Source organism: Streptomyces griseochromogenes, from assembly GCF_001542625.1.
In the GTDB taxonomy this organism is placed as follows: Bacteria; Actinomycetota; Actinomycetes; order Streptomycetales; family Streptomycetaceae; genus Streptomyces; species Streptomyces griseochromogenes.
The window spans coordinates 1,903,398-1,923,900 of sequence record NZ_CP016279.1 but is presented as its reverse complement, the minus strand read 5'-3'; the positions used below and the strand labels follow the sequence as shown (position 1 = coordinate 1,923,900).

Below are 20,503 nucleotides of genomic sequence, written 5' to 3'. Positions count from 1 at the left end.
CGGTCATGCAGGCGACCGCATACACGTACGACCCCGAGACCCGCAGCGGCCAGGTGCTGCTCGACGACGGCACCCCGGTGCCGTTCGACGCGGCGGCGTTCGACGCGGGCGGGCTGCGGCTGCTGCGGCCCGGACAGCGGGTGCGGATCGAGACGGAGGGCGAGGGCGCGGCCGTCCGCATCACCCTCGTGACGCTCCAGACCCTCTAGAGACCCTCCGGCCGGGGACGCCGGGGGCGTCGGACCCCTTCGCGCGGTCGGCGCACACGCCGCGGGCCGGGCTCCCGAGGGGAGTCCGGCCCGGCATGAGAGCCCTGGTGACCTACGACGCCTTGCGGGCGGTGGTCTTCTTGGCGGTGGTCTTGCGGGCCGTCGACTTCTTGGCCGGGGCCTTCTTGGCGGTGACCTTCTTCGCCGGGGCCTTCTTGGCCGTCGTCTTCTTCGCGGCCGCCTTCGTCGCGGTCGTCTTCTTCGCGGCGGCCGTGGTCTTCTTCGCCGTCGTCTTCTTGGCGGTGACCTTCTTCGCGGCGGCCGTGACCTTCTTCGCCGGTGCCGCCTTCTTGGCCGTGACCTTCTTCGCGGCGGCCTTGGTGGTCTTCTTGGCGGCGGCCTTCTTGACGGTCGCCGCGGCACCGCCGGTCAGGCTGCCCTTGGGCGCCTTCTTGACCGAGACCTCGCCACCGCGCGGGAGCTTCTTCGAGCCGCTCACCAGGTCCTTGAAGCCCTGACCCGCACGGAAGCGCGGCACGGAGGTCTTCTTGACCCGAACCCGCTCGCCGGTCTGGGGGTTACGGGCGTAACGGGCGGGACGGTCCACCTTCTCGAAGGACCCGAAGCCGGTGACCGAGACCCGCTCGCCCGCGACGACCGCGCGGACGATGGCGTCCAGGACATGATCGACAGCTTCGGCGGCCTGCTGGCGGCCACCCACCTTGTCGGCAATCGCTTCTACGAGCTGCGCCTTGTTCACGTCTTCCCCTTCGGAGACATCGCCAGAACGAAAGTGTTCAAGCTTTTTCGCACGTTAGGCAGATATATACCGCAAATCAAACACGAAACGGGCTTATCACCCTTGTGCCGCAACGGACTCGGCTGTCTCGGACTGTTCAGCGGTCCTCTTCGGGGATCCGACCCTCGTCGAGGTCCGTCATGAACCGCTCCAGCCGCCTTGCCGCATCGGCGAGATCGTGCTTGGCCGCGGCCGTAATGACCAGCAGCTTCCGGGTCAGCGCCATCCGTACGCCCTCCGGGACTTGCAGTGCGCGCACTCTTGTGTGCGCTTCCTTCAGTCGGTCCGCGACCGCCGCATAGAGCTCGAGTTGGCCGTCGTGTTCCATGCACAGATTGTGCCATCTGGGGCGAGTTGTCGCCTGCGCAGGGTGCAACTGCCGCCTCAAACGGCCTTCCGGGCACTTGCGGAAGTCGCGTTCACGGCACTCGCCTACCCCGGCAACAGCCTTCGTAACGCGGGAAGTTGAGCGGACCTGCGGGAACGCTCAGGGCCGTTCGGGTGCAGACATGGCTGTACCCCCAATCGTGGCGATCGGGGGTACGGAGAAGGCGTCGCGGTGGCCGAAACCGGCTTGTTCGGCCGCCCGGGATCAGCTCTGGAGCGTGCGCGGCTTGTAGGAGGGCCGCTTGCCCTCGTAAGCGGCGATGTCCGCCTCGTTCTGGAGGGTGATGGAGATGTCGTCCAGCCCGTTCAGCAGCCGCCAGCGGGAGTTCTCGTCCAGCTCGAAGGAGGCGGTGATGCCCTCGGCACGCACCTCACGCGCCTCGAGGTCCACGGTGATCTCGGCCGTCGGGTCCTGCTCGGTCAGCTCCCACAACGCGTCCACGACCTTCTGCTCGAGCACCACCGTGAGCAGGCCGTTCTTCAGCGAGTTGCCCCGGAAGATGTCCGCGAAGCGGGAGGAGATCACGGTCTTGAAGCCGTAGTTCTGCAGCGCCCAGACGGCGTGCTCACGGGAGGAGCCGGTGCCGAAGTCGGGGCCGGCCACCAGGACGGTGGCGCCCTGCCGCTCGGGCCGGTTGAGGATGAAGGACTCGTCCTTGCGCCAGGCCTCGAACAGCCCGTCCTCGAAGCCGTCCCGGGTCACCTTCTTGAGCCAGTGAGCAGGGATGATCTGGTCGGTGTCGACGTTGCTGCGGCGCAGCGGGACGGCCCGGCCGGTGTGGGTGGTGAAGGCTTCCATGATTCTCAGACTCCAGCGGGCGTACGGGTGTCGGCGTCGGACAGGTCGGCGGGGGACGCGAGGTGGCCCAGGACCGCGGTAGCGGCCGCGACCTGCGGCGACACCAGGTGCGTACGGCCGCCCTTGCCCTGCCGGCCCTCGAAGTTGCGGTTGGAGGTGGAGGCGGAGCGCTCGCCCGGGGCCAGCTGGTCGGGGTTCATGCCGAGGCACATCGAGCAGCCCGCGTGCCGCCACTCGGCGCCGGCCTCCTTGAAGACCACGTCCAGACCCTCGGAGACGGCCTGCAGACCCACCCGCACGGAGCCCGGGACGACCAGCATCCGTACGCCGTCGGCGACTTTGCGGTCCTTCAGGAGGTCGGCGGCGGCGCGCAGGTCCTCGATGCGGCCATTGGTGCAGGAACCTACGAAGACGGTGTCCACCTTGATGGAGCGCAGCGGCTGCCCGGCCTCCAACCCCATGTATTCCAGGGCCTTTTCGGCGGCGAGGCGCTCCGAAGCGTCTTCGTACGAAGCCGGGTCGGGGACGGACGCCGAAAGCGGCGCGCCCTGGCCGGGGTTGGTGCCCCAGGTGACGAACGGCGAGAGCGAGGCGGCGTCGATGCGGACCTCGGCGTCGAAGACCGCGTCCTCGTCCGTCCGCAGGGTCTTCCAGTACGCGACCGCGGCGTCCCAGTCCTCGCCCTCGGGAGCGTGGGCGCGGCCCTTGATGTACGCGAAGGTGGTCTCGTCGGGGGCGATCATGCCCGCGCGGGCGCCGGCCTCGATCGACATGTTGCAGATGGTCATCCGGGCCTCCATCGAGAGCTTCTCGATGGCGGAGCCGCGGTACTCCAGGACGTAGCCCTGGCCGCCGCCGGTGCCGATCTTCGCGATGATCGCCAGGATCAGGTCCTTGGCGGTGACGCCCTCGGGCAGCTCGCCGTCGACCGTGATGGCCATGGTCTTCGGGCGGGCCAGCGGCAGCGTCTGGGTGGCCAGCACATGCTCCACCTGGGAGGTGCCGATGCCGAACGCCAGCGCGCCGAAGGCACCGTGCGTGGAGGTGTGCGAGTCACCGCAGACGACGGTCGTACCGGGCTGCGTCAGGCCGAGCTGCGGGCCGACGACGTGGACGACGCCCTGCTCGACGTCGCCCAGCGGGTGCAGGCGCACGCCGAACTCGGCGCAGTTCTTGCGCAGCGTCTCCAGTTGGGCGCGGGAGACCGGGTCGGCGATGGGCTTGTCGATGTCGAGGGTCGGGGTGTTGTGGTCCTCGGTCGCGATGGTGAGGTCGAGCCGGCGCACCTGACGGCCGCTCTTGCGCAGCCCGTCGAAGGCCTGCGGGCTGGTGACCTCGTGCAGCAGGTGCAGATCGATGTAGAGGAGGTCGGGCTCGCCCTCGGCGCGCCGGACGACGTGGTCGTCCCAGACCTTCTCCGCGAGTGTCCTACCCATCGCTTTCCCTTCGGCCGGCAAGCGTGCACCGGCCCAACTAGAGATCTTGAGAAGACGGCGCCCGCGCCCCGGTGTTTTCGGGCGTCCGCCATCGGGCCCTTGACGGTTCACGGGCCGCTGTGTGATTCCAGGGTGGCGCGTTCCACGGAAAATTGAACTTGCGTTTCACAGAGTGAGACGTGAATATCGTTGCATGGACAACAGTAGCGGCGTCGGCGTTCTGGACAAGGCGGCCCTCGTCCTGAGCGCTCTGGAGTCCGGTCCGGCCACCCTCGCGGGTCTGGTCGGGGCCACCGGACTGGCACGACCCACGGCCCACCGCCTGGCCGTGGCCCTGGAACACCACCGCATGGTGGCACGCGACATGCAGGGCCGGTTCATCCTCGGCCCGCGCCTTTCGGAACTGGCGGCGGCGGCCGGCGAGGACCGCCTGCTCGCCACGGCGGGCCCCGTGCTCACCCACCTCCGTGATGTCACCGGCGAGAGCGCACAGCTCTACCGACGCCAGGGTGACATGCGGATCTGTGTGGCCGCGGCGGAACGCCTGTCCGGCCTTCGGGACACCGTCCCGGTCGGCTCCACGCTGACGATGAAGGCGGGCTCCTCGGCGCAGATCCTGCTCGCCTGGGAGGAGCCGGAGCGCCTGCACCGCGGCCTCCAGGGCGCCCGCTTCACGGCGACGGCCCTGTCGGGCGTACGGCGCCGCGGCTGGGCCCAGTCCATCGGTGAGCGCGAGCCCGGCGTGGCGTCGGTCTCCGCGCCCGTACGCGGCCCGTCCAACCGCGTGGTGGCCGCCGTGTCCGTCTCCGGCCCGATCGAGCGCCTGACCCGCCACCCGGGCCGCATGCACGCCCAGGCGGTCATCGACGCGGCCGGCCGCCTGTCGGAGGCCCTGCGCCGCTCGGGCTGAGGGCCACGGCATCACCGGAACACGTCACCAGCGCATCCGAGGAGGGCCTGCCCCAACGCCGCGGCAGGCCCTCCTCGAATCCCCCGATCCCCCCGATTCCCGCAGCCCCTGCGATCACCCCGCCTCGCGGGCCGCGCCCGCCGACCGATGAGCGAACCGGTCCTTCGCGTACCGGCCGCGCGCGGCGACGGGCACCTGGCCGTGCACCTTCGCGAGACCGAAGGGCGGCATGTCGGCGTAGATGGACTCGTACGAGCCCTCGGAGGCGATGTACGTCTCGTGCCACCGGCCCACGTGTCCCCGCAGCTTGCCCTGGCGCTCCTGGCGGTTGATGACCGCCCAGGCCCGGTGGTGGAACATGTCCGGCGAGGTCGCGTACGCGTACAGCTTCTCCTTGGACTCCCAGTACTGGACGACGTAGTACGTCCGCGGCGAGGCTGTCAGCATCACGTGCCCCAGCAGCCCCCGGTCGCGGTCCCGCGCAAGCTCCCTCAGCATGCGGACCATCGACAGCATGACCGGCAGCCACTGGTGCACCGCCCAGAAGTGGTTGATCCGCATGCCGATGAGCAGCACCACCACATCGCCCTCGGCCGCCGCGGTCGTAAGGCCCGGCACCGGCTTCGCGAACATGACGATCCCCCTCATCAGATAGCGCCACTATCCTTCTGGCGATGCTTGGATAGTGGCACTTCCCAAGGAGAGGCGCAAGAGATGCGGCTGGCGGAGCTGAGCGAGCGCAGCGGTGTGTCCACGGCGACGATCAAGTACTACCTGCGCGAAGGACTGTTGCCGCCGGGCCGCCAGATCAACGCCAGGACCGCCGAGTACGACGAGGAGCATCTGCGCCGGCTGCGGCTGGTGCGGGCGATGATCCAGGTGGGCCGGGTGCCGGTGGCGAAGGTGCGCGAGGTGCTCGGGCACGTGGACGACGACTCCCTGGGCCGCGCGATCCGCCTGGGCGCGGCGGTGTGGGCGCTGCCGCAGGTGCCGGAGCCGGACGAGGACGACGAGTACGTCCAGACCGCACACCGGGAGGTCACCAGGCTCCTGGACCGGCTCGGCTGGGAGAACACCAAGCAGCTCGCGACCATCTCCCCCGCGTACCGCTCGCTGGTGGTGGCGGTGGCCGCGTTCCGCCGGCTCGGCTACGACTTCGGGGCCGAACTGCTCGCGCCGTACGCCGAGTTGATGCACCGAACGGCCGTTCTCGACCTGGACAACATGGAGACGTACGCGTCGGAGGCGGAGCGGGTCGAGTTCGCGGTCCTGGGGGCGATCCTCAACGAGCCGGTGCTGCAGGCGCTGCACCGGCTGGCCCAGGAGGAGGAGACGACGCGGCGGTACGGCTTCGAGTAGCCGGCGCCGGACACGACGAAGGCCCTCCGCCGAAGCGAAGGGCCTTCCCGTTGTACCCCCGACCGGATTCGAACCGGCGCTACCGCCTTGAGAGGGCGGCGTGCTAGGCCGCTACACAACGGGGGCGAGGATCTTACGTTTCCGCAGATCCGAGCTGGTCTACCTGGACTCGAACCAAGACTAACTGAACCAGAATCAGTCGTGCTGCCAATTACACCATAGACCAATGATGGTTTAGACCAGTCAGTACCCCCGACCGGATTCGAACCGGCGCTACCGCCTTGAGAGGGCGGCGTGCTAGGCCGCTACACAACGGGGGCCCTAGCGATCCCGACAGGATCAGGATCAGTACCCCCGACCGGATTCGAACCGGCGCTACTGCCTTGAGAGGGCAGCGTGCTAGGCCGCTACACAACGGGGGCTTTGCAGATGAGCTCTGCGAGCTGGCCTACCTGGACTCGAACCAAGACTAACTGAACCAGAATCAGTCGTGCTGCCAATTACACCATAGGCCACTGGAACTCAAGCCCCCTGAGGGGTTCTCGTTCTAGTTCGCTCCTCCGGGTCCCGGCCTTTCGGCCCGCTCTCCGGCGGCGCAGGAAGAACATTACCCGAAGGTGGACGGGGCTCCAAAACGGGTATCCGCGCGGACGAGCGCCGGGAGTTCGGCGAGGGTCGAGATCCGGTGCGCGAACCCGCCGTCCGCGCCCTGCGCGTACGGCCCGCCGCGGTCGATCCAGACGGACAGCAGCCCCGCCTCGGCCGCGCCCCGCCCGTCGATCTCCGGGTGATCGCCGACGTACGCCACCTCGCGCGGGGGCAGCCGCAGCGCTTCGCAGGCCGCGCGGAAGGCACCCGCCTCCGGCTTGGAGACGCCCAGCTCGGCGGCGCACAGCACGCTCTCGAAGCGGTCGCGGAGGCCGAGGGTGCTCAGCTTGTGTTCCTGGACGGTGAGGCTGGAGTTGGACAGCACCGCGTGCCGGTGGCTGGCGGCGAGGGCGTCCAGGGTGGGCAGCACGTCCGGGAACAGGCTCCAGGCGGCCTCGTAGTGACCGATGTAACGCCGGAACCAGGCGTCGGCCTCGGCGTCGGGCAGCTCCTCGCCCAGGAAGGCCCGTACGCGGTCGCGCCGCTGCCCCTCGAAGGAGACCTCCCCGGCCGAGAAGCGCGCCCAATGCCGGTCGGTGATCTCCCGCCATCGCACAAGGGCCTGCTCAGGGGTGTCGTACCCGGCAAGCAGGCCTTCCGCGGCGAGATGGGCGCGCATGCCCTCGCGATCCGCGGTCGTGTAGTCGAAGAGGGTGTCGTCGACGTCCCAGACGAGTGCTCTGATCGTCATACGACCGACGGTACCGCCAAGCGGCCGGGGGTTCGGGGGTTATCCCCCGATGAACGCAGCGTCGAAGAGGATGTCGTCCACGTCCCGGACGACTGCTCTGATCGTCATACGACCGACGGTACCGCCAAGCGGCCGGGGGTTCGGGGGTTATCCCCCGATGAACGCAGCGTCGAAGAGGATGTCGTCGACGTCCCGGACGACTGCTCTGATCCTCATGCCACCGGAGGTACCGGAGTACGGCCGGGAGGTCGGCCCAAGGTCATCGTGCCGGTCAGGGCGAGGTCCGGGCCCTGGCCGTCTCGGGGGTGGGCGCCGAGCTTCCAGGTGTAGGTGCCGGCCGCGGCGCGCAGCACGTGCGGGGTGCCGGAGGCGTCCTGGGTGAGCACGCTCCAGCCGGACGAGGTCTTGCAGGTCCGGCCGGCGGGGAGCGTGACGGTGGAGCCGCTCCGGCTGATGATCACGTCGGTGCCCGTGGCCAGGTCGTCCGGGCCGGCGTGCGCGGGCGGTACGACGCCCGGGAAGTCGACCGTGCGCTCAGGAAGGGGCACTTGACCGGAAGGGGGAACTCCGGGCGACGACTCGGTGGACGCACCGAGGGCGGCACCCGGAACTCCCGGTGCCGCCCCTCATCGCGCGTCGGCTACGCGGTCAGCTTCGCCAGCGCCGCGTCGATGCGGGCCAGGGTCTTCTCCTTGCCCAGGACCTCCAGGGACTCGAACAGCGGCAGGCCGACCGTGCGGCCGGTGACGGCCACGCGGACCGGGGCCTGGGCCTTGCCGAGCTTGAGGCCGTGGGCCTCGCCGGCGGCCAGCACGGCCTCCTTGAGGGACTCGGCCGAGGTCCAGTCGGCCGCCTCCAGCTTCTCGCGGGCCGTGACCAGCAGCGCGTCCGAGCCCTCCTTCATCGCCTTCGTCCAGCTCGCCTCGTCGAGGACCGGCTCGGCGAGGAACAGGAAGTCGACGTTGTCGGTGATCTCGGAGAGGACCTTGAGGCGGGTCTGCGCGTGCGGGGCGATGGCCTGCCACTTGGCCTCGTCGAAGTCCTCCGGCGCCCAGGGGACGAAGGGGGCCTTCAGCCACGGGCGGCAGCGCTCGGTGAACTCCTTCACCTCGAGCATGCGGATGTGGTCGGCGTTGATCGCCTCACACTTCTTGAGGTCGAAGCGCGCCGGGTTGGGGTTCACGTCGGAGATGTCGAAGGCGGCGACCATCTCGTCGGTCGTGAAGATGTCCTGGTCGGCCGAGAGGGACCAGCCGAGCAGCGAGAGGTAGTTGAGCAGGCCCTCGGGCAGGAAGCCCTGCTCGCGGTAGAGGTTGAGGGACGCCTGCGGGTCGCGCTTCGACAGCTTCTTGTTGCCCTCGCCCATCACGTACGGAAGGTGGCCGAAGGCGGGGGTCCCCTTGGCGACGCCCAGCTCGATCAGCGCCTTGTACAGGGCGATCTGCCGCGGAGTGGAGGAGAGCAGGTCCTCGCCGCGCAGGACGTGGGTGATCTCCATCAGGGCGTCGTCGACCGGGTTGACGAGCGTGTACAGCGGGGCGCCGTTGGCACGGACGATGCCGTAGTCCGGGACGTTCTCAGGGGTGAAGGTCAGCTCGCCGCGGACCAGGTCGGTGAAGGTGATCGTCTCGTCGGGCATACGGAAGCGGACGATCGGGGCGCGGCCCTGGGCCTTGTACTCCTCGACCTGCTCGGCGCTCAGGTCACGGCAGTGGCCGTCGTAGCCGGAGGGCTTGCCGGCGGCGCGGGCGGCCTCGCGGCGGGTGTCCAGCTCCTCCTGGGAGCAGTAGCAGTGGTAGGCGTGACCGCCGTCAAGGAGCTTCTGCGCGACATCCCGGTAGATGTCCATGCGCTGCGACTGGCGGTACGGCGCGTGCGGGCCGCCGACCTCCGGGCCCTCGTCCCAGTCGAAGCCCAGCCAGCGCATCGCGTCGAGCAGCTGATTGTACGACTCCTCCGAGTCGCGGGCCGCGTCGGTGTCCTCGATACGGAAGACCAGAGTGCCCTGGTGGTGCCGGGCGAACGCCCAGTTGAACAGGGCGGTGCGGACCAGGCCCACGTGGGGGTTACCGGTGGGCGACGGACAGAAACGTACGCGAACGGGAGAGCCGGGTGCGCTAGCCACGCTTGACAACCTTGTTGGTGAGAGTGCCGATGCCTTCGATGGTGACGGCGACCTCGTCGCCGACGTTCAGGGGGCCGACCCCCGCGGGGGTGCCGGTGAGGATGACGTCGCCGGGGAGCAGGGTCATGGCCTCGGAGATGTTCACGATCAGATCCTCGATGGGGTGGATCATCTCGCTCGTCCGGCCCAGCTGGCGCTGTTCGCCGTTGACCGTGAGCTGGATCGTCAGGTCGTTCGCGCGCTCGAGGTCCAGCTCCGTCTCCACCCAGGGGCCGAGCGGGCAGGCAGTGTCGAAGCCCTTGGCCCGGGCCCACTGCTTCTCGCGCTTCTGCACATCGCGGGCGGTGACGTCGTTGGCGCAGGTGTAGCCGAAGATCACGTCCTTGACGCGTTCGCGGGGGACCTCGCGGCACATCCGGCCGATGACGACGGCCAGCTCGGCCTCGTGGTGCAGGTCCTGCGAGAAGGACGGGTACCGGATCTCGTCGCCGGGGCCGATCACCGAGGTGGACGGCTTGAAGAAGGCGAACGGGGCGTCGGGCACCTCGTTGCCCAGCTCCTTGGCGTGGTCGGCGTAGTTGCGGCCGAACGCCACGACCTTGTTGGGGAGCACCGGCGGGAGCAGTCTGACCTTGCTCAGCGGCACCTTCGTCCCGGACAGCTCGTGGTCGGCGAACGGGATGCCCTTGATGATGTCGAGGACGAGTTCGCCCTGCTTGTCGCCCTCGACCGCGCCGAAGGCTACGTTCCCGTCGATGGAGAACCTGGCGATGCGCACGGGATCCTTGCGCCCCTTACTGAGAACCGGCGTACTGACGCCCCAGGTTAACCGGTCGGACCGCCCGGCCTGCGTTTTTTTGAATTCCGGAGTCTCGGCGCGCGGGGAATTCGCAGGCAAAAAGCGGAGCGCGGCCGGGAAGATCAGGTGATCTCCGGGCCGCACCCTCTCGCGCGTGGTGCCGGTCGGCTACTCGCCGGCCGCCGCCCCGACGGGAACCTCCATCAGGACCGTGCGCCTGGGGTTGGCGGTCTGCGCGGGCAGATCGACGGAGTGCTCCGGCAGCTCGGGCGTCTGCAGTTCGTCGGCGTCATCGAGGTGCGCCAGAGTCGTGCGCCGCGGGTTGGCTATGTTGCGGAACATCATCGTCGTCTTCACCGTTGTCGTCCTGTGGCCTCGTGAGTGGGGTTGGCAGAGCCGTTCATCTTGTAAAGCGCCAGGCTAAACATCCGATTCCCCGCCACAGACGTGAACTGACCATGATGAGCGTGTGAGTTTGCTCACTTATCCATGGGCAAACCGGTCAATTCCGGCCCGCAACTCTCCCCAACGAAACGGACATTGACCACCTGAACCCACCATTCCGCTCCTGATCATGGCGACTGGGACACCAGGCACCAGGCGACGACTCGCAGAGAAAAGTCCACTTTGCGGGGTAATAGCCTCCACAGTTCGTGACTCGGCCCTCACAAACCGTCACGGAGGTCACAGCTCGGGGTACGGCCCTTGTTGGAGATCCGGCACTGTGCTGGAATTCCACGGACCGCCGCAGGATCGAGCCGGCGCGCAGGGGGCGCAACTCAGCGCCGAGTGGCGGCGAGATAGGGGGAACCAGCGCCGGTCACTCAAGACCGGGGGGCGTATTCAGGGCGCTCTCCAAAGACGCCGACACTGTGTCCCCTCGTTCACGCGAGGGGGTGCCTGGTCCAGAGGTTGCGACGCTAGTGCAGGGACGTTTCAAGAGGGATGGCAGCGCTTCGGCGGAGCCGGAGTCGCACGACGGGACTGGCCCTATGAAGGGCAGCTCCTCGCCCCAGCACGCCCAGAACCCGGGCCAGGGCCCGGCCTCGTCCGGAGACGGCGGTGACCGCCCCGGGCGCCCCGGCGCGTCGTCCCCCATCAACAGCACGAAGGCCGGTACCCCCGCCCCGGCCGCGAAGCCCGCCCAGGGCCCCACCGGCCCCGGCTCGCGCATGGCCCTGCGCAACTGGCGCATCTCCACGCGTCTGGTCTCGCTGCTCGCGCTCCCCGTGGTCGCCGCGACCTCGCTGGGCGCGCTGCGCATCGACCAGAACATCACCGACATCCAGCAGCTCGACAACATGAAGCTGCTGACGGACATGACCAAGCAGGCCACCGAGCTGGCCGCCGCGCTCCAGGAGGAGCGCGACCAGTCCGCCGGTCCGCTGGCCCACGGCCTGACGCCGAGCGACTACACGGTCAAGGCCTACCAGGACAAGACCGACCGCGCCCGCGAGAACTTCCTCGACGCCTCCGAGCAGATCGACTCGGCGAGCAAGGACGGCAACCTCCAGGGTGTCCGCGACACCCTGGTCAGCCTCGCCAACCAGCTGGACGACCTGGCCAAGATCCGCAAGACGGCCTACCAGTCGAAGGACAACTCGACGCAGACGGTCGAGTCGTACCACCGGCTGATCACCCAGCTGGTCGACCTCTCCCAGTCCATGGCCGAGGCGTCCAGCAACCCGGAGATGATCACGCGCACCCGCGCCCTGGCGGCCTTCTCCACCGCCAAGGAGTACGCCTCGGTGCAACGTGCCGTCATCGCCGCGGCCCTGACCTCCGGCAACACCTCCAAGGGCAAGCTCTCCGAGAACGACCGCCTCTACGGCGAGTCGGCCTACGAGAGCGAAGGCTCCGAGATCGCGATCTTCCGGAAGATCTACAGCAACGAGAACCCGGACGAACTCCTCAAGCCGATCGAGGAGGGCAACCCGACCATCCAGGCCGCGGACCTGTACGCCAAGCGCACCTTCGAGTCCCGTGACGGCCTCGACGGACTGCCGGCCCGCTCCTACAAGGACTGGGTGGACGACAGCTCGACCAAGATCGAGCAGATGAAGAAGATCGAGCACACGCTGCTCGAGGACATGGAGCAGAAGGCCCGCGAGCTGCGCAGCGCCTCCGAGCAGGACGCGATCATCTCCGGTGTCCTGATCCTCATCGTGCTCGGCATCTCGCTCGTCGGCGCCTTCGTCGTGGCCCGGTCCATGATCCGCTCGCTGCGCCGGCTGCAGGAGACCGCGACCAAGGTCGCCCAGGACCGTCTGCCCGAGCTGGTCAAGCAGCTGTCCGAGTCCGACCCGCAGGACGTGGACACGTCCGTGGAGTCGGTCGGTGTGCACTCCCGGGACGAGATCGGCCAGGTGGCCGCGGCCTTCGACGACGTGCACCGCGAGGCGGTCCGCCTCGCCGCCGAGCAGGCCCTTCTGCGGGGCAACGTCAACGCGATGTTCACCAACCTCTCGCGCCGCTCCCAGGGCCTCATCCAGCGTCAGCTCTCGCTCATCTCCGAACTGGAGTCCCGCGAGGCCGACCCGGACCAGCTGTCCTCCCTCTTCAAGCTCGACCACCTCGCGACGCGTATGCGCCGTAACGGTGAAAACCTCCTCGTTCTCGCCGGTGAAGAGCCGGGCCGCCGCTGGACCCGCCCGGTCCCGCTGGTCGACGTGCTCCGCGCCGCCGCCTCCGAGGTGGAGCAGTACGAGCGCATCGAGCTGGCCGCGGTCCCGACCACCGAGGTCGCGGGCCGCGTCGTCAACGACCTCGTGCACCTGCTCGCCGAGCTGCTGGAGAACGCGACCTCCTTCTCCTCGCCGCAGACCAAGGTCAAGGTCACCGGTCACGCGCTGCCCGACGGCCGTGTGCTGATCGAGATCCACGACACCGGCATCGGCCTCTCCCCCGAGGACCTCGCGGCGATCAACGAGCGGCTCGCCTCGCCGCCCACCGTGGACGTCTCCGTCTCCCGCCGCATGGGCCTCTTCGTGGTCGGTCGTCTGTCCCAGCGGCACGGCATCCGCATCCAGCTGCGCCCGTCCGACTCCGGTGGTACGACCGCGCTGGTCATGCTGCCCGTCGATGTCGCCCAGGGCGGCAAGAAGCCCGCTCCGGGCAAGCCCGGCGTCCCGGCGTCGACCGGCGGTCCGGCCGCCGCGCAGGCCGCGGCGGGTGCCGCCGCCGCACGGCGGGGCAACGGCGGCAACGGCCCCGGCGGCGCCCTCGGCGGTGCGCCGTCCGGCGGCGGTCTCCTCGGCGCCGGTCCCGGTCCGCGCGGCCAGGTCGGCGCGGGCCAGGGTCCCCGGGCCGCGCTGCCCGGCGCCGGCCAGGGCGGCCGTCCGGGCGTGGCACGCGGCCCGCAGGGTCCGGGTGCTCCGCAGCAGGGCCGTCCGGCCCCCGCCGGTGCGGGCGCGGGCGCCTTCGGCGGCGGTCAGACGCCGAGTGCCCCGCAGGGCCTGCAGGCCGCGAACCCGGGTGGACCGCAGCAGGACGCCTTCGGCGGCCGTGGCCCGGCCGCGCCGCGCCACGGCGCGGGCGCCTCGGACCAGGACCGTCAGCCCCAGCTGCCGCCGCGCGGCGGCCCGCGGGCCGAGCTGCCCGGCGGCAACCCGTCCGCGCGCACCCCGGACTGGAGCGACAACGCCCAGGCCCCGCTCTCCCGTGCCTCGCTGGACGCCCCTCGCGGCCACGACGAGCAGGACCCGACGCAGACCGCGCCGATGCCGCGCGTCGACGACCGGCACGGCCCGGGCGCGACCTCCGAGATACCGGCGATACCCCGCAACGACGCGCAGGGCGCGGCCGCCACGGGCGAGTTCCCCCGCCCGGACTTCGGCCTGGACGGCTCCACGGGCCAGTTCCCGCGCCAGGACCTGAACGGCGCGAACGGCTCCCAGAGCACCGGCCAGTTCGCACGTCCCGGCACCCAGCAGGGCAACAGCCAGTTCACCCCGCAGCAGCAGGGCGGCCAGTTCGGCCAGCAGGGCGACAACGGCTCGTTCGTCCGCTCGGACGTCTTCGGCACGTCGGCCCCCGGCCAGCAGGACCCGCAGAGCACCGGTCAGTTCGCGGCCCCGCAGGCCTACGACGCCGGCTTCGACGGCAGCTCCACCGGGCAGCACGCGCTGCCCGGCCGCCAGGGACAGGGACAGGGCCCGGCGAACACCGGTCAGTTCGAGCGCCCGCAGCCCGGCGGCCGCGGTGGCTTCGCCGCCCAGCGCCCGGCGGCCCCGCAGCGTCCGGCGAGGCCGGAGCCCGAGGCGCTGCCCCCGGCCTCCGGCCCGGGCGACGGCCGTACCCCGCTGTACGACACGCTGGAGACCAACTGGTTCCACGGCGGTCAGCAGGGCCAGCAGGACAACGCCCCGGCCCCGCAGCAGCAGCAGTCGGCGCCCGCGTCGGCCCCCCAGCGTCCCGCCTCCCCCACAGGCTCCTGGCGCACCTCGCCCAACGACGAACTCGTCCGGCAGGCGGAGCGCGTACGGCAGCCCGCGGCGGGCGGTGTCACCACTTCCGGCCTGCCGCGCCGGGTGCCCCGGGCGAACCTCGTCCCGGGCACGGCTCAGCAGCAACAGCACCAAGCCGGTCCGCAGGTCTCGCGTGCGCCTGACGACGTACGCGGGCGGCTGACCAATCTCCGTCGGGGCATCGCTCAGGGCCGTCAGGCCGGCAGCGGCCAGACCGGCAGCTACCCGAGCCCCACTCACCAGCAGGAGCGTTAGTTGAGTCCGATGAGCCAGGCGGCACAGAACCTGAACTGGTTGATCACCAACTTCGTGGACAACACCCCCGGGGTGTCGCACACGGTGGTGGTCTCCGCCGACGGCCTTCTGCTGGCGATGTCCGAAGGTTTTCCGAGGGACCGCGCCGATCAGCTGGCGGCCGTCGCGTCCGGGTTGACCTCCCTCACGGCCGGGGCTTCCCGGATCTTCGAGGGCGGCACCGTGGCACAGACGGTCGTCGAGATGGAGCGCGGCTTCCTCTTCTTGATGTCCGTCTCGGACGGGTCTTCCCTCGCGGTACTGGCCCACCCCGAGTGCGACATCGGTCTCGTCGGCTACGAGATGGCACTGCTCGTCGACCGCGCGGGTGCGGTACTCACCCCGGATCTGCGCGCCGAACTCCAGGGCAGTCTGCTTCACTGACCCGCCCCGGCACTACCCACCTCACGAAAACACCGTCCGGCCGCCACAATCCCCCCACGGCCCCGTCAGACGGCACGACTGACCGACTTGCTGTCCCGCCCGGAGGATTCATGACCCCGCCCACCGCCTCTCATGATCCGTACGCAGAGCCGTACGGGGACGAGGGCGACCAGCCGCTGGTACGTCCGTACGCGATGACCGGTGGCCGGACGCGGCCGCGCTATCAGCTCGCCATCGAGGCGCTGATCAGCACCACGGCCGACCCGGCAGCGCTCATGGGACTGCTCCCGGAGCACCAGCGCATCTGCCATCTGTGCCGTGAGGTCAAGTCGGTCGCGGAGGTCTCCGCGCTGCTGGCCATGCCGCTCGGCGTGGCCCGGATCCTGGTGGCCGACCTCGCCGAGGCCGGCCTGGTGGCCGTCCACCAGCCAGGCGGCGACGAGAACAACGGCGGCGCTCCGGACGTGACGCTGCTCGAAAGGGTGCTCAGTGGACTTCGCAAGCTCTGACGCGGGCCGGGCCACCACCTCGGCGAAGATCGTGGTGGCGGGCGGCTTCGGCGTGGGCAAGACCACGTTCGTCGGCGCCGTCTCGGAGATCAACCCGCTGCGCACAGAGGCCGTGATGACGTCCGCTTCGGCCGGCATCGACGACCTCACCCACACCGGAGACAAGACCACCACCACGGTGGCGATGGACTTCGGCCGTATCACCCTGGACCAGGACCTGATCCTGTACCTGTTCGGCACCCCCGGCCAGGACCGCTTCTGGTTCATGTGGGACGACCTGGTGCGCGGTGCGATCGGCGCGGTGGTGCTCGTGGACACCCGGCGCCTGGCCGACTGCTTCCCGGCGGTCGACTACTTCGAGAACTCGGGCCTGCCCTTCGTCATCGCCCTCAACGGCTTCGACGGCCAGCAGCCCTACACCCCCGACGAAGTGCGCGAGGCCCTGCAGATCGGCCCCGACGCCCCGATCATCACGACGGACGCCCGCCACCGCGCGGACGCCAAGAGTGCGCTGATCACGCTGGTGGAGCACGCACTGATGGCACGGCTGCGATAGCACTCAAGTGCGACGTGCGATACGGCAGTTGTCGTAATGAGATCGGAGCCGACTGTGGCCTTTGACACGGTCGGCTCCGGTGTTCATAACAGTTCGGCAGAGGAATCGCCCGGCTTCACCACTCGACGCGGTCGAGCGGTACCACTGTGCTCACGAACGCCCCGCCTTTTGGCGGGGCTCGTTCTTTATGACCGTTTTATCTAGGGCTTACAGGAGCGCCCCCGCGGGGTTTCCACTGTTTGGAAGTGCGCTGGTCCACGTGCTGGAATGCCTGAACTGCCCAATAGTCAAAGACGTACTCACTGGTCGATGACGAACCGGGCTCTGAGAGACTGCGGCACGACGAAGGTGCCGACCGCCGAGAGGTTGTTGGTCGAGTGAGGCGAAGCAAGAACGGTCCCGAGCCGTCGGCGCGGGGCAACTTCACCCCGCCGCCGCGCGCTGCGGCGCCCACCCCTGTGCCCGGTTCGGAGCCGGCGGCCACTCCCGCGAAGAGCGGCGGCCGTTTCTCCATGCGCAACTGGCGCGTGCCGACCCGGCTGAACGCGATTCTGCTCATACCCGTGGCGGTCGGCCTCGTCATGGGCGGCTTCCAGGTGAAGAGCTCGATCGACACCTGGCAGCAGGCCCGGGACGCCGAGAACACCGCCCGCCTGGTGCGCGCCGCCCTCGGCTACGCCGACGCTCTGGAGACCGAGCGTGACGTCACCGCGGCGCCGATCCTGCTGAGCAAGAACAAGAGCGTCGTCACCCAGGCCCGCAAGAAGACGGACGAGGCCGCCGACGCCTTCAATCAGGCGGCGCAGAACATGCCGCACAAGTCCGGCCTGGAGCGCCGGCTGAGGCTCTTCCGCGCGGCCGAGCCCAAGCTGGCGACGCTGCGCCAGGTCGCGTACACGTCCAAGCTCACCGGCGTGCAGTCCGAAGAGGGCTACGTCGACATCAGCCACCCGCTGATGGAGTTCGCCAACGAGCTCGGTCTGGGCACCGGCAACATCACCTCCTACGGCCGTACCGTCTACGCCATCTCGCTCACCAAGGCGGCGCTCTCGCTGGAGCGGTCCATCGGCACGCACCTGCTGGTCAAGCCCGGTCCGGACGCCCCGAACCTGGCGACCCAGCGGGTCTCCTTGTCCTCGTACGCCTACCTGGAGCGCATCGCCAAGGAGGAGTACCTCGGCGGCGGCACCGACGCGGACGCGCAGAAGCTCGCCGACGCCGAGCAGAAGATGAAGACCGACGGTGCCGCCATGGCCACCGCGGCCAAGCAGAAGAACCCGAACTACGTCCCTCCGCCGTCCAACCCGACCACGATGATCTCGGCGCTGGCCACGCTGAAGGACACCACGCTCCTCACCCGTGAGGGGCTCGCCACCAAGGGCATCACCGTCGACAACTGGTGGGCGGTCAACACCCTCAGGTACGACGCCTACCGCCAGATCGAGTCGGATCTTGCCGACAAGGCCGTGAACGAGGCCTCCAGCATCGCCGACAACGCCAAGACCTCCGCCATCATCACCGGTGCCGTGGTCGTGGTCGCCCTGCTCCTCGCGTTCATCCTCGCCGGTGCCGTGGCCCGCCAGATGAGCCGCTCGATGCGCCAGCTGCGCAACGCCGCCTTCGGCATCGCCGAGCAGCGCCTGCCGATGCTGGTCGACCAGCTCTCCCGCACCGACCCCGGCCGGGTCGACACCCGGGTCGCCCCGATCCCGATCACCACCAAGGACGAGATCGGCGAGGTCGCCCGCGCCTTCGACCAGGTCCACCGCGAGGCGGTCCGGCTCGCCTCCGAGCAGGCCCTGCTGCGGGGCAACATCAACGCGATCTTCACCAACCTCTCGCGCCGCAACCAGTCGCTGATCGAGGGCCAGCTGACCCTGATCACCGACCTGGAGAACAACGAGGCCGACCCGGACCAGCTGGAGAACCTCTTCAAGCTGGACCACCTCGCCACCCGTATGCGCCGCAACGGCGAGAACCTCCTGGTCCTCGCCGGCGAGGAGCCCGGCCGCCGCTGGGACCAGCCGGTCCCGCTGGTCGACGTCCTGCGCGCCGCCTCCTCCGAGGTGGAGCAGTACGAGCGCATCGAGCTGTCCGGCGTCCCGGAGGCCGAGATCCACGGCCGCGCGGTCACCGACCTCGTGCACCTGCTCGCCGAGCTGCTGGAGAACGCGACGACGTTCTCCTCCCCGCAGACCAAGGTTCGCGTCACCGCCACCCGTCTCCCCGACGGTCGGATCATGATCGAGATCCACGACAAGGGCATCGGCCTGACCGCCGAGGACTTCGCGGACATCAACCACAAGCTGGCCAACCCGCCGACCGTGGACGCCGCGATCTCCCAGCGCATGGGTCTGTTCGTGGTCGGCCGGCTGTCCGACCGGCACGGCATCCGCGTCCAGCTGCGCCCCTCGGGCGAGCAGGCGGGCACGACCTCCCTGGTCATGCTGCCGGACGCGATCACGCACGGTGGTGGCGCGGAGACGCCGTTGGACCGCGAAGAGTTCACCGTCTCCCAGATCATCCCGGACCAGCAGTTCCAGGGTGAGAGCTTCGGCCAGGTGGCGCCCATGCGCACCGCCGCCGAGCTGGGCTTCGACGACAGCCGCTACACCGAGGTCCCGGACGACATCCGCGATCTCGACCCCGTCGGCCGCTCGCTGATGCGCGAGGAGCGCCGCGCGGCCCTGGAGGCCCAGACACACGGCCAGCCGCAGCAGGAGCACTCCGGTCAGCCCGCGTTCGAGGACCAGTTCGACGCACCGCAGGGCTACGACGGCAACGGCACGGGCTACACCGAGCGGCCGGCGTACCAGGAGCAGCCGCAGCAGGCGTACCAGGAGCAGACGTACGAGGAGCAGCAGCGCCCCGCGTACGACGAGCAGTACGAGAACCAGTACTACGCGCCGAACGGCGGCCTGCCGCAGAACGACGGCTTCGCCCCGAACGGCGGCGGCTACCCCGAACCCGGGTATGCGGAGCCCGCCCAGGAGGAGCACGCCCCGGCGCACGCCTCCGCGTCCGACGCCTTCGGCTCCTACGAGGGGCAGTCCTACCAGGACGACTGGCCGCAGCAGCCGCAGCAGGACGGCTACCAGAACGGCCGTCCGGCCCAGTACGCTCCGGAACCGGAATCTTCGCAGGCCGGTGACGCGAGTGAGCGGAACCGCGTAGGCTTCGACCGTCCGGGACCGGCCTCTCCCGCCGCCCACGGGCTGACCGACGCCGGGTTGCCCCGCCGCGGATCCATCGCGAGCGGATCCAACGGCTCGAGTGCCACGAACGGCACGGCGCGCGTGCAGCGGGAAACGCCGGCTCCCACGCCCCGGAACACTCCGGCGGCGGGTGACGACAGCGCCTGGCGTTCGGCGAACGACGAGCGCTGGCAGCAGGCCTCCCAGCTGCGGAAACCCAAGGCGGGCGGAGTGACCTCCTCCGGCCTGCCGCGGCGGGTGCCCAAGGCCAACCTGGTCGAGGGCGCCGCCGAGAACACCCCTCAGGGAGGCCCACAGGTCTCCCGCGCCCCGGAGGACGTCCGGGGCAGGCTGAGCAACCTGCGTCGAGGCGTCCAGCGCGGACGCAACGCAGGCAGTGAAACGAACGGCCAGGGCTTCGGTCCTGACAGCACCTACAACCAGGAGCGTTAGTGTGAGCCCGATGAGCCAGGCGGCACAGAACCTGAACTGGTTGATCACCAACTTCGTGGACAACACCCCGGGGGTGTCCCACACGGTGGTGGTCTCCGCCGACGGACTCCTTCTGGCGATGTCCGAAGGCTTCCCCCGCGACCGCGCCGACCAGCTCGCGGCCGTCGCCTCCGGTCTGACGTCGCTGACGGCAGGCGCCTCCCGGATCTTCGAAGGGGGCGCCGTGAACCAGACGGTTGTGGAGATGGAGCGGGGATTCCTCTTCATCATGTCCGTATCCGACGGTTCGTCACTGGCGGTCCTGGCCCACCCCGAGGCGGACATCGGCCTCATCGGGTACGAGATGGCGCTTTTGGTGGACCGCGCGGGCACGGTTCTCACCCCGGATCTGCGTGCAGAACTCCAGGGAAGCCTTCTCAACTAATAGTCAGACGGTGCGTATTCGCGTCCCGTGGCCGTAAGGTTTCGGGACGCGGCTCCACAGG

Annotated in this window: 19 protein-coding genes and 5 tRNA genes; 9 read left to right on the top strand and 15 right to left on the bottom strand. The window is 69.7% G+C overall.

Features of this window, described 5'->3' with window-relative positions:
• The first annotated feature begins 5 nt into the window (after window positions 1-5).
• Window positions 6-209 carry a hypothetical protein gene (locus AVL59_RS08890; RefSeq protein ID WP_067301261.1) on the top strand — a complete coding sequence of 68 codons (204 nt, stop codon included), beginning with the start codon at window positions 6-8 and terminating at the stop codon, window positions 207-209.
• A 112-nt stretch (window positions 210-321) separates the two neighbouring features.
• Here the strand turns inward: AVL59_RS08890 and AVL59_RS08885 are convergent, their stop codons facing one another.
• The 4 genes from AVL59_RS08885 to leuC all read right to left on the bottom strand — a co-directional run bounded on the left by AVL59_RS08885 (window position 322) and on the right by leuC (window position 3,630).
• Window positions 322-969, bottom strand: a complete 648-nt coding sequence (locus tag AVL59_RS08885) for an HU family DNA-binding protein (protein WP_067301259.1) — start codon at window positions 967-969, stop codon at window positions 322-324.
• A gap of 136 nt (window positions 970-1,105) precedes the next feature.
• Complete coding sequence (locus AVL59_RS08880; protein WP_067301256.1) at window positions 1,106-1,336, bottom strand: SCO5555 family protein; 231 nt, start codon at window positions 1,334-1,336, stop codon at window positions 1,106-1,108.
• 264 nt (window positions 1,337-1,600) lie between these two features.
• On the bottom strand, window positions 1,601-2,194 hold the full coding sequence (leuD, locus tag AVL59_RS08875; RefSeq protein WP_067301253.1) for a 3-isopropylmalate dehydratase small subunit: 594 nt from the start codon (window positions 2,192-2,194) through the stop codon (window positions 1,601-1,603).
• A 5-nt stretch (window positions 2,195-2,199) separates the two neighbouring features.
• A complete protein-coding gene (gene leuC / locus AVL59_RS08870; protein ID WP_067301249.1) occupies window positions 2,200-3,630 on the bottom strand; it encodes a 3-isopropylmalate dehydratase large subunit in 1,431 nt (476 codons plus the stop codon).
• Window positions 3,631-3,823: 193 nt separating this feature from the next.
• Between leuC and ndgR the strand changes: the two genes are divergently transcribed.
• The gene (gene ndgR / locus AVL59_RS08865) at window positions 3,824-4,540 is read left to right on the top strand and encodes an IclR family transcriptional regulator NdgR (protein WP_067301246.1); all 717 of its coding nucleotides are present in this window, start codon (window positions 3,824-3,826) and stop codon (window positions 4,538-4,540) included.
• A 114-nt stretch (window positions 4,541-4,654) separates the two neighbouring features.
• Here ndgR and AVL59_RS08860 read toward each other — a convergent pair whose 3' ends face one another.
• Window positions 4,655-5,173, bottom strand: coding sequence for a DUF4188 domain-containing protein (locus AVL59_RS08860; protein ID WP_067317043.1), 519 nt, complete (start codon window positions 5,171-5,173; stop codon window positions 4,655-4,657).
• Between the two features lie 81 nt (window positions 5,174-5,254).
• Between AVL59_RS08860 and AVL59_RS08855 the strand changes: the two genes are divergently transcribed.
• Window positions 5,255-5,899 carry a MerR family transcriptional regulator gene (locus AVL59_RS08855; protein ID WP_067301244.1) on the top strand — a complete coding sequence of 215 codons (645 nt, stop codon included), beginning with the start codon at window positions 5,255-5,257 and terminating at the stop codon, window positions 5,897-5,899.
• Between the two features lie 53 nt (window positions 5,900-5,952).
• Here AVL59_RS08855 and AVL59_RS08850 read toward each other — a convergent pair.
• The 10 genes from AVL59_RS08850 to AVL59_RS08805 all read right to left on the bottom strand — a co-directional run bounded on the left by AVL59_RS08850 (window position 5,953) and on the right by AVL59_RS08805 (window position 10,519).
• Window positions 5,953-6,025, bottom strand: a tRNA-Glu gene (locus AVL59_RS08850).
• A 28-nt stretch (window positions 6,026-6,053) separates the two neighbouring features.
• A tRNA-Gln gene (locus AVL59_RS08845) sits at window positions 6,054-6,125 on the bottom strand.
• A 21-nt stretch (window positions 6,126-6,146) separates the two neighbouring features.
• Window positions 6,147-6,219 (bottom strand) — tRNA-Glu (locus AVL59_RS08840).
• A 29-nt stretch (window positions 6,220-6,248) separates the two neighbouring features.
• A tRNA-Glu gene (locus tag AVL59_RS08835) sits at window positions 6,249-6,321 on the bottom strand.
• 21 nt (window positions 6,322-6,342) lie between these two features.
• Window positions 6,343-6,414 (bottom strand) — tRNA-Gln (locus AVL59_RS08830).
• Window positions 6,415-6,506: 92 nt separating this feature from the next.
• Entirely contained in the window at window positions 6,507-7,238 is a 732-nt protein-coding gene (locus AVL59_RS08825) for an HAD family hydrolase (RefSeq protein ID WP_067301242.1), read from the bottom strand.
• Window positions 7,239-7,450: 212 nt separating this feature from the next.
• Window positions 7,451-7,786 (bottom strand): hypothetical protein, encoded by a 336-nt coding sequence (locus tag AVL59_RS08820; protein ID WP_067301239.1) that lies wholly within the window; start codon window positions 7,784-7,786, stop codon window positions 7,451-7,453.
• A gap of 92 nt (window positions 7,787-7,878) precedes the next feature.
• Window positions 7,879-9,363, bottom strand: coding sequence for a glutamate--tRNA ligase (gltX, locus tag AVL59_RS08815; RefSeq protein ID WP_079146586.1), 1,485 nt, complete (start codon window positions 9,361-9,363; stop codon window positions 7,879-7,881).
• Complete coding sequence (locus AVL59_RS08810; RefSeq protein ID WP_067301233.1) at window positions 9,356-10,141, bottom strand: fumarylacetoacetate hydrolase family protein; 786 nt, start codon at window positions 10,139-10,141, stop codon at window positions 9,356-9,358. The genes gltX and AVL59_RS08810 overlap by 8 nt, the downstream gene beginning before the upstream one ends.
• A gap of 189 nt (window positions 10,142-10,330) precedes the next feature.
• Window positions 10,331-10,519 (bottom strand): hypothetical protein, encoded by a 189-nt coding sequence (locus AVL59_RS08805; protein ID WP_067301230.1) that lies wholly within the window; start codon window positions 10,517-10,519, stop codon window positions 10,331-10,333.
• Window positions 10,520-11,085: 566 nt separating this feature from the next.
• Between AVL59_RS08805 and AVL59_RS08800 the strand changes: the two genes are divergently transcribed.
• The 6 genes from AVL59_RS08800 to AVL59_RS08775 all read left to right on the top strand — a co-directional run bounded on the left by AVL59_RS08800 (window position 11,086) and on the right by AVL59_RS08775 (window position 20,442).
• Window positions 11,086-14,883 (top strand): sensor histidine kinase, encoded by a 3,798-nt coding sequence (locus tag AVL59_RS08800; RefSeq protein ID WP_099053029.1) that lies wholly within the window; start codon window positions 11,086-11,088, stop codon window positions 14,881-14,883.
• Window positions 14,884-14,892: 9 nt separating this feature from the next.
• Complete coding sequence (locus AVL59_RS08795) at window positions 14,893-15,306, top strand: roadblock/LC7 domain-containing protein (RefSeq protein WP_023546525.1); 414 nt, start codon at window positions 14,893-14,895, stop codon at window positions 15,304-15,306.
• Between the two features lie 110 nt (window positions 15,307-15,416).
• Entirely contained in the window at window positions 15,417-15,815 is a 399-nt protein-coding gene (locus AVL59_RS08790) for a DUF742 domain-containing protein (protein WP_067301228.1), read from the top strand.
• Entirely contained in the window at window positions 15,796-16,371 is a 576-nt protein-coding gene (locus AVL59_RS08785) for a GTP-binding protein (RefSeq protein WP_067301226.1), read from the top strand. The genes AVL59_RS08790 and AVL59_RS08785 overlap by 20 nt, the downstream gene beginning before the upstream one ends.
• A gap of 377 nt (window positions 16,372-16,748) precedes the next feature.
• Window positions 16,749-20,018 (top strand): nitrate- and nitrite sensing domain-containing protein, encoded by a 3,270-nt coding sequence (locus AVL59_RS08780; protein WP_208870337.1) that lies wholly within the window; start codon window positions 16,749-16,751, stop codon window positions 20,016-20,018.
• A gap of 10 nt (window positions 20,019-20,028) precedes the next feature.
• Window positions 20,029-20,442, top strand: coding sequence for a roadblock/LC7 domain-containing protein (locus AVL59_RS08775; RefSeq protein WP_003993185.1), 414 nt, complete (start codon window positions 20,029-20,031; stop codon window positions 20,440-20,442).
• Window positions 20,443-20,503 lie beyond the last annotated feature (61 nt).